Annotated in this window: 3 protein-coding genes; 1 reads left to right on the top strand and 2 read right to left on the bottom strand. The window is 70.4% G+C overall.

Annotation, left to right across the window (positions count from 1 at the left end):
* Together ACYVE7_RS26935 and hrpA are read right to left on the bottom strand one after the other, a co-directional pair.
* Positions 1-433: ankyrin repeat domain-containing protein (locus ACYVE7_RS26935; RefSeq protein ID WP_460368401.1), on the bottom strand; the 433-nt coding region annotated here is incomplete at its 3' end.
* 7 nt (positions 434-440) lie between these two features.
* Positions 441-4,283, bottom strand: coding sequence for an ATP-dependent RNA helicase HrpA (gene hrpA / locus ACYVE7_RS26930; RefSeq protein WP_460368399.1), 3,843 nt, complete (start codon positions 4,281-4,283; stop codon positions 441-443).
* Positions 4,284-4,451: 168 nt separating this feature from the next.
* Between hrpA and ACYVE7_RS26925 the strand changes: the two genes are divergently transcribed.
* Positions 4,452-6,400 (top strand): ATP-binding protein (locus tag ACYVE7_RS26925; protein WP_460368396.1); only part of this gene is annotated, 1,949 nt, incomplete at its 3' end.

Below are 6,400 nucleotides of genomic sequence, written 5' to 3'. Positions count from 1 at the left end.
CGCGTTCGGCCGCCAGCCAGAGCGAGGTCTGGCGGCCCTCGTCGGCGGGGCGTGCGCCGAAGGTCAGCAGCCGGGTGACGGTGCCGGTGTGGCCGCCGGCGGCCGCCCATTTCAGGGCGGTCCAGTCGTCGGACTCCTTCAGGTCGGCGGTCGCGCCGCCGCGCAGCAGGGCCTCGACGACCTCGTCGAACCCCCAGCAGGCGGCCCCGCACAGCGGCAGGCCGTCGCTGTCGCCGAGGCTGAGCAGATCCGGGTCGGCCCCGGCCTCCAGCAGCAGCTCCACGAGGTCGAGGTAGCCGCTCACCGACGCCTGGTAGAGCGCCGTGCTGCCCTCGGCATTGGGCTCGTCCGGGCCGACGCCGGTGGCCAGCACCGCCCGTACCCGGTCGGCCTTGCCTTCGTGGACGGCCTCGACCAGTGATTCCCCCGACATGCCTTCCCTATTTCCGGTGGTGACCCTCGGTAATCGCCTTCCTGATCCGCTTGTCGGAGATCGGGTAGCGCGTCCCCAGGGACTGGGCGAACAGGCTGACCCTGAGCTCCTCGATCATCCAGCGGATCTCGGCGGGGCGTCCGGCGGCCTCCCATTCGGCTCTGATCGCGTGCACCTGGGCCATGAGCAGCCGGTCCCGGTTGGGGTTCTCCGGCAGGCGGTCCAGACGGTGGTCCAGCGCCCTCAGGTAGCGAAGCAGATCCGGCAGGCGATTGAACCCCGTTTCGGCAATAAATCCTGAATGAATGAGTTCATCCAGTTGCGCACGAATATCGGCGAGACTGGGTACCAGGACGAGGCTGCTGGTGCTCTTGAGCTTGCGTTGCACAGCGTGAGCGGCGGACAGGATCCGCTCCACCCAGGCCAGGATCTCCGCCGAGACGTCCGCGAGATCCGCCCGCACCTTGTCGTAGAGGACCTTGAAAGCCGCCTCGTCCCAGGTGGGGCCGCCGTTGTCGGCGATCAGCCGGTCGGCCGCGGCCGTCACGATGTCGGCGAACAGCTTGGGCACCGAGCCGTGCGGATTGGTCGCCAGGGCCAGCCTGCCCTGGTTGGTCAGCTGCGACTGGAGGTGCTTCGCCGGGTCGGGGGCGTTCAGCAGGATCATCCGGCGGACCCCGTCCCACATGGCCCTGCGCTGCTCCTCCTCGGTGCCGAAGGTGCGGATCGCCACCGAGTCGCCCTGGTCGACCAGGGCCGGATAGGCGCGGAGCCTGCCCTGCTCGTGCAGCCGCGGCAGCGCCCCGAAGTCCCAGTCCTTGAGGCCCTGACGCTCGATCCCGCTGGCCTTGGCCAGGGTCTCCTGCTGCTTGGGGGCCAGCCGCCGCTTGAGCGCGTCCAGATCCTTGCCCTCGGCGAGCTTCTTGCGCTTGCGGTCGACGACCCGGAAGGTGATCTTGAGATGGTCGGGCAGCGGGGTGCTGCCCCACGACTCGCGGGTGACCGTGATCCCCGACATGTTCTTCAGCTCGGCCTCGACCGCGCCCAGCAGCGAACCGGCCCGCGGCGTCAGCCGTGCCAGGACACGGCGGGCGTGGTCGGGAGCGGGCACGAAGTTGACGCGCGTCTGCTTGGGCAGGCTGCGGATCAGGGCCGTCAGCAGATCGTGGCGCATCCCGGGGACCAGCCAGTCGAAACCGTCCGGCTCGACCTGGTTGAGCAGGTGCAGCGGGATGTGGACGGTGACGCCGTCGGCGTCCGCGCCCGGCTCGAACTGGTAGGTGAGCTTGAAGGTGAGGTCGCCCTGACGCCAGGCGTCGGGGTAGTCGGCCTCCAGCACCTCACCGGCCGCCTCGTTGATCAGCATCGACTTCTCGAAGCTGAGCAGGTCGGGCTCGGTGCGGCGGGCGTCCTTCCACCAGGCGTCGAAGTGGGCGCCCGAGACCACGTCGTCGGGGATCCGCTCGTCGTAGAAGTCGACCAGGGTCTCCTCGCCGACGACGATGTCGCGGCGGCGGGCCCGCTCCTCCAGCTCGCCCACTTCGTCCAGCAGCTTGCGGTTGGCGTGGAAGAACCGGTGGTGGGTCTCCCAGTCGCCCTCGACCAGGGCGTTGCGGATGAACAGGTCGCGGGAGAGCTCCGGATCGATCCGGCCGTAGTTGACCTTGCGGGCCGTGACGATCGGCACCCCGTACAGGGTGACCTTCTCCAGCGCCATGACGGCGGCCTGGTTCTTCTCCCAGTGCGGCTCGGAGTAGGTGCGCTTGACCAGGTGCTGCGCCAGGGGCTCCACCCAGTCGGGTTCGATCTTGGCGTTGACGCGGGCCCAGAGCCGTGAGGTCTCGACCAGCTCCGCCGACATCACCCAGCGCGGGTTCTTCTTGAACAGCCCGGAACCGGGGAAGATCGCGAAATGGGCGTTGCGCGCGCCCAGGTAGTCGCGCTTCTCCGCGTCGAACAGGCCGATGTGCGACAGCAGACCCGACAGCAGCGAGACATTGATCTTGTAAGGGTCGCCGGGGACGGTGTTCGGGGTGATGTCGAGGTCGCGCAGGATCTGCTTGAGCTGGCCGACCAGATCCTGCCACTCGCGGATCCGCAGATAGTGCAGGAACTCGTTCTTCAGGGTGCGGCGGAACTGGGAGCCCGACAGCTCGCGCTGCTTCTCCCTGACGTAGTTCCACAGGTTGAGGAAGGCCGCGAAGTCGGAGGCCGGGTCCTTGAACCTGGCGTGCTTCTCGTCGGCGGCCTGCTGCTTGTCGGACGGCCGTTCGCGGGGGTCCTGGATCGACAGCGCCGCCGCGATGACCATGACCTCGTCGACACAGCCGTTCTTGTCGGCCTCCAGGATCATCCGGCCCATCCGCGGGTCGACCGGGAGACGGGCGAGTTTACGGCCCACCTCGGTGAGCTTCCGCTCGGCGTCCAGGGCGTTGAGCTCGTGGAGGAGGTCCAGGCCGTCCTTGATGTTGCGGCGGTCCGGCGGGTCGATGAACGGGAACTTGCCGACGTCGCCGAGGCCCAGGCTCGTCATCTGGAGGATGACCGAGGCCAGGTTGGTACGGAGGATCTCCGGATCGGTGAACTCGGGACGGCCCGCGAAGTCCTCCTCGGAGTACAGGCGGATACAGATGCCGTCGGAGGTGCGGCCGCAGCGGCCCTTGCGCTGGTTGGCGCTGGCCTGGGAGACCGCCTCGATCGGCAGGCGCTGGACCTTGAGGCGGCTGCTGTAGCGGGAGATCCGCGCGGTGCCGGGATCGACCACGTACTTGATGCCGGGGACCGTCAGGGAGGTCTCGGCGACGTTCGTGGCCAGGACGACCCGGCGGCCCCGATGGGACTGGAACACCCGGTGCTGCTCGGCGTTGGACAGCCGGGCGTAGAGCGGGAGGATCTCCGGGGTGGCCGCCTGGCTGCGGCCCTGGAAGTGCTTGGTGAGGGCGTCGGCGGCGTCGCGGATCTCCCGTTCGCCCGACAGGAAGACCAGGACGTCGCCCGGGGCCTCCAGGAACAGCTCGTCGACGGCCTCGCAGATCGCCTCGGCCTGGTCGGCGTCCTCGTTCTCGATCGGACGGTAGCGGACCTCGACCGGATAGGTGCGGCCGGAGACCTCCACGATCGGGGCGTCACCGAAATGGCGGGAGAACCGCTCGGGGTCGATCGTCGCCGAAGTGATGATCACTTTGAGGTCGGGGCGGCGCGGCAGGAGCTGCTTGACGTAGCCGAGCAGGAAGTCGATGTTGAGGCTGCGTTCGTGCGCCTCGTCGATGATCAGGGTGTCGTAGTTCTCCAGCAGCCGGTCGTGCTGCATCTCGGCCAGCAGGATGCCGTCGGTCATCAGCCGGACGAGGGTGTCGTCGGAGGTGTGGTCGGTGAAGCGGACCTTGTAGCCGATCACCCCGCCGAACGGGGTGTCCAGCTCCTCGGCGATCCGCTCGGCGACCGTCCGGGCGGCCAGCCGGCGCGGCTGGGTGTGGCCGATCAGGCCCCGCACGCCCCGGCCCAGCTCCAGACAGATCTTGGGAAGCTGGGTGGTCTTGCCCGAACCCGTCTCGCCCGCGACGATCACGACCTGGTTGTCGCGGATCGCGGCCAGGAGCTCGTCCTTCTTCTGGCTGACGGGAAGCTGCGCGGGATAGGTGATCTCGGGGACGGCGGCGGCCCGGTTCGCGACCTTGACCTCGGCGGCGTCGATCTGACGCAGGACGTCCTGCTGGATCTTGGCCCGGCGGGCCTCGTCCCTGATCTTCCGGGTGCCCTCCCAGCGGCGCCGCAACCGGCTCCGGTCGCGGAGCGTCAACCCGTCCAGTCGTTGGCGCAGGTCGTCAGGCCGAACAGCGGAAGAACTCACAACCGCCAAGCTTAAACAACTCCCCCCACTGCCCCGCCACCGGTTTTCCGCCGGGCGGCGCGGCGGCGTGACGGCCGTCACGCCGCCATACCTTTCGTTGGGTTCCGCCCCGTGATCGCCCCGCGTACTGGACTGTAGGAACAGGGACGAGTCGGAGGGGTGCGGCGGATGACGGACGGGACGGTCCGGGGGGAGCTTCCGGCGGAGGTGACCGGTTTCGTGGGCAGGGCGCAGGAGCTCGCCCAGGTCGCCGGTCTGCTGGAGCGGGCGCGGCTGGTCACGGTCGTCGGCGCGGGCGGCGTGGGCAAGACCAGGGTCGCGCTGCGGTCGGCCGGGGCCGCCGCCGACCGGTTCGGCGACGGGGTGTGCCTGGTGGAACTGTCGGCGCTGCACGACCCCGAGCTGCTGCCGCACACCGTCGGGGTGGCGCTCGGACTGCCGGGTTCGGCCGCCCAGCCGCCGCTGGAGGCCGTGCTGGACTACCTGCGCGGCCGCGAGATCCTGTTGGTGCTGGACACCTGCGAGCATCTGGTGGACGCGTGCGCGATCTTCGTCGAGACCGTGCTGGCGGACGCCCCCGGCGTGAAGGTGCTGGCCACCAGCAGGCAGCCGCTCGACGTGCCCGGCGAGTACACCTTCCCGATCGCGCCGCTGCCCGTCCCCGACGAAGGCCCGTTCGAGGGCACCGCCGTCGAGCTGTTCGCGCAGCGGGCCGCCGCCGCCTGCCCCGGTTTCGAGCTCACCGACCACAACCGGGAGCTCATCGTGGCGCTCTGCCGGCGGCTCGACGGGATCCCCCTGGCGGTCGAGCTGGCGACCGTCCGGCTCCGCGCCCTCTCCCCCGAACAGCTCCTGGAACGGCTCGAGGACAGGTTCCGGCTGCTGGCCGGCGGCCGCCGCACCGCGCTGCCCCGCCACCAGACCCTGCGGACCGCGATCGACTGGAGCCACGAACTGTGCACGGCCGCCGAACGGCTGCTGTGGGCGCGGCTGTCGGTGTTCGCGGGCCCGTTCGAACTGGCCGCCGCCGAAGAGGTCTGCGCCGACGAGACCCTGCCCGGCGCGGAGGTCCTGTCCACGCTGATCGGGCTGGTCGACAAGTCCCTCGTCCTGCGCGACGCCGCCACCGGCCGGTACCGGATGCTCGACACGATCCGCGAGTACGGCGTCGAGGAGCTGGCCGGGCACGACGACGCCGACCAGGTGCGCGGCCGGCACGTCGACCGGCATCTGGCGGCCCTGCGGTTCTTCGACGAGAACTTCACCGACGACGCCCAGGCCGACCGGTACCACGCGCTCCGCCGCCAGCACGCCTGCCTCCAGGCGTCGCTGCGGTACGCGCTCGCCCTGCCGGGACGCGACCGCGACGCCGCCGCCCTCGCCGTCCGGATGTGGGGGTACTGGCAGATCTCCGGGCTGCTCACCGAGGGCCGGTTCTGGCTGACCAAGGTACTGGCCCGCTTCCCCGAGCCGTGCTCGCAGCGGGCGGAGCTGCTGATCGTCCGGGCCTATCTGACGACCTTCGGCAGCGATCCGGTGGCCGCGGCCGCCGACCTCGCCGAGGCGATCCCCCTCGCGGAGTCGCTCGGCGATCTGCGCTGCGCGGCCCGCGCCCGCGTCTACCTGCATCTGACGGCCGTGTTCGGCGGCGACCACGACGCGGCGCTGCGGATGAGTGAGGAGACCAGGGCCCGGCTGACGGCCACCGGCGACCACGTCGGGCTGTCGCAGCTCGACGCCCAGGAGGGGCATCTGCACCATATGCTCGGCGACGTCTACCGGTCGGTCGAGGCGTGCGAGCGGGGTCTGGCGCGGATCGGGCCGCGCAGCCGCGAATGCTGGATCCGCGGCTATCTGCTGTACGTCAGCAGTGTCGCCCACTACCGGAAGAACGATCTGGCGGCGTCGGCGGACCGGGCGCGGGCGGCGCTGCACTGCAAGGCGGCGCTCGGCGACCGGATCGGCATCGCCTACTGCCTGGAGACCTTCGTGCTGCTGGCCGTCACGGCGGGCGGCCATGACCGGGCCGCGTGGCTGCTGGGCGCGACCGGGCCGCTGTGGGAGCGGGCGGGCAGCCGGTTCAGCGGCACCGCCGCGATGGAGGAGCTCCACCACAC

Source organism: Actinocorallia lasiicapitis, assembly GCF_054778695.1.
The sequence above is the reverse complement of the archived record's forward strand: the minus strand, read 5'-3'. Positions and strand labels throughout refer to the sequence as shown.